The organism is Actibacterium sp., from assembly GCF_041584535.1.
Classification (GTDB): domain Bacteria; phylum Pseudomonadota; class Alphaproteobacteria; order Rhodobacterales; family Rhodobacteraceae; genus Actibacterium_D.
In genome coordinates this window covers 1-2,254 of record NZ_JBFHDW010000363.1, presented here as the reverse complement: position 1 = coordinate 2,254, position 2,254 = coordinate 1, and the positions used below count along the sequence as shown (strand labels likewise).

Here is a 2,254-nt window from a genome sequence, read left to right as displayed (position 1 = left end):
GGCCGCCAAGTTTGACATAGATCAAATTCGGTTCGGTGAATGTATAATAGCCTGCTTGATAAATGCGGCAGGATTCCCTTGTTCCGCAGGTTGTGGAGGATACCGATCATGGCGCATGTCGTCGTTTTGGGGGCAGGGTTGGGTGGCACCATTCAGGCCTATGAACTGAAAGAGACGCTGGGCAAGGGCGACACGGTTACCGTGATCTCCAACAAGCCCTATTTCCAGTTTACCCCGTCCAACCCGTGGGCCGGTGTTGGCTGGCGTAAAAAGAAAGACATCACGGTCGAGCTGGCTCCGGTGATGAAAAAGCGCAAGATCGACTTTATCTGCGACGGCGCCAAGCAACTGCTGCCGGATGAGAACAAGATCATCCTCGATAGCGGCAAGGAAGTGTCCTACGACTATCTGGTCATCGCCACCGGCCCCGAACTGGCCTTTGACGAGATCGAGGGTTTTGGCCCCGATGGCTATACCAACTCGGTCTGCCATATCGAACATGCCGAAGTGTCGGGCGACAACTGGGACGACTTCTGCGCCGATCCCGGCCCGATCGTGGTCGGCGCGGTTCAGGGCGCATCGTGCTTTGGTCCGGCCTATGAATACGCCATGACCATCGACACCGATCTGCGCCGCCGCAAGATCCGCGACAAGGTGCCGATGACCTTTGTCACCTCGGAACCCTATGTCGGCCATCTGGGCCTTGGCGGGGTCGGGGACACCAAGGGTATGCTGGAAAGCATCATGCGCGACCGCGACATGAACTGGATCACCAATGCCAAGGTGAACAAGTTCGAAGATGGCACCGTGCATGTGACCGAAGTGAACGAGGATGGCAGCGAAAAGAAACAGCATGCCCTGCCGTTCAAGTATTCGATGATGCTGCCGGCCTTCCGCGGCATCCCGGCGCTGCGCGGCATTGACGGTCTGGTGAACCCGCGCGGGTTTGTCATCGTCGACGAATATCAGCGCAACCCGAAATACCAGAACATCTTTGGCATCGGCGTCTGTATCGCCATCGCGCCGCCGGTGGCGACTCCGGTGCCGACCGGCGTGCCGAAAACCGGCTTTATGATCGAAAGCATGGTGACCGCGACCGCGCATAACATTCCGCTGATCATGAAGGGCAAAGAGCCGAAAGAGATCGCCACGTGGAACGCGCTGTGTCTGGCAGATTTCGGTGACCGGGGCGCGGCTTTCCTTGCCATGCCGCAAAACCCGCCGCGCAACGTCAACTGGACCTCGCAAGGCCGGTGGGTGCATTGGGCCAAGCTGGCGTTTGAATGGTATTTCATGCGCAAGGTGCGCACTGGCGTCAGCGAGCCGTTCTACGAGAAATTCATCATGCGGATGATGAAGATCACCAAGCTGAAAGAGAATTGATCAACCGGCGGGCAGCGTTATTCGGCGCTGCCCGTCGCGCCTTTTGAGGTGCGGACATTGTTGGCCCATGTGCCGCTTTCGACGGTGCCATCGGCAAAGCGCACCGTGCCTTCGCCCTGACGTTTGCCACCCGCGAACATGCCCTCATAGACATCGCCATTCGCATAGGTGGCCACGCCCTTGCCGTGGAACTCGCCCGCCAGCCATTCGCCGTCATACGAGAACCCGTCAGGCATGGTCATCTTGCCAAGGCCTTCGCGCTGACCGGCGACGAAATTGCCCTCGTAAACCGTGCCATCGGCATAGACCGCCTTGCCCGCCCCGGCGCGCAGACCCTTTTCCCATGACCCGGTATAGGTATAGCCATCGGAATAGGTCATCGTGCCCTGCCCATCGAACAGCGCGTCTTTCCACGCGCCCTTGTAGACCAGCCCGCTGGCATATTGCGCGGTGCCGGTGCCTTCGATGATGCCGGCGACCCAGTCGCCCTCATAGGTCGAGCCATCGGGATAGGTGATCTTGCCCGCGCCATCGGCCAGATCGTCAGCGAACTGGCCCTCATAGACCGAGCCATCGGGATAACTTACCCGGCCGATGCCCTGAATGCGGCCCGCCACCCAGTCGCCTTCGTAGAAATAGCCATCAGCGCCGCGGAACGTGCCTTTGCCCTGACGCTGGTCATGGACGAAGGCGCCCTCATAGATATCGCCATTGGCAAAGGTCACTTTGCCCGCGCCGTGGCGTTCGCCTTCGACCAGAAGGCCCTCGTAAACGTCACCGTTGGATTGCGTCAGCTTACCCAGACCGTTGATCTGGTCGGCCTTCCACGCGCCGGTATAGGTCAGCCCGTCGGGCATGGTCAGCGACCCCT

Annotated in this window: 2 protein-coding genes; one reads left to right on the top strand and one right to left on the bottom strand. The window is 59.7% G+C overall.

What is annotated here, in order from left to right:
- The first annotated feature begins 108 nt into the window (after positions 1 to 108).
- Positions 109 to 1,383 (top strand): NAD(P)/FAD-dependent oxidoreductase, encoded by a 1,275-nt coding sequence (locus ABYW26_RS13605; protein ID WP_372605449.1) that lies wholly within the window; start codon positions 109 to 111, stop codon positions 1,381 to 1,383.
- A 17-nt stretch (positions 1,384 to 1,400) separates the two neighbouring features.
- On the opposite strand, the gene ABYW26_RS13600 is transcribed toward ABYW26_RS13605, so the two are convergent.
- A partial coding sequence (locus ABYW26_RS13600) for an MORN repeat-containing protein (protein ID WP_372605448.1) occupies positions 1,401 to 2,254 on the bottom strand: 854 nt, incomplete at its 5' end.

What these genes read in the sequence shown, in the direction of transcription:
- ABYW26_RS13605 (WP_372605449.1), top strand. Translation starts at nt 109, where the DNA reads ATGGCGCATGTCGTCGTTTTGGGGGCAGGGTTGGGTGGCACCATTCAG.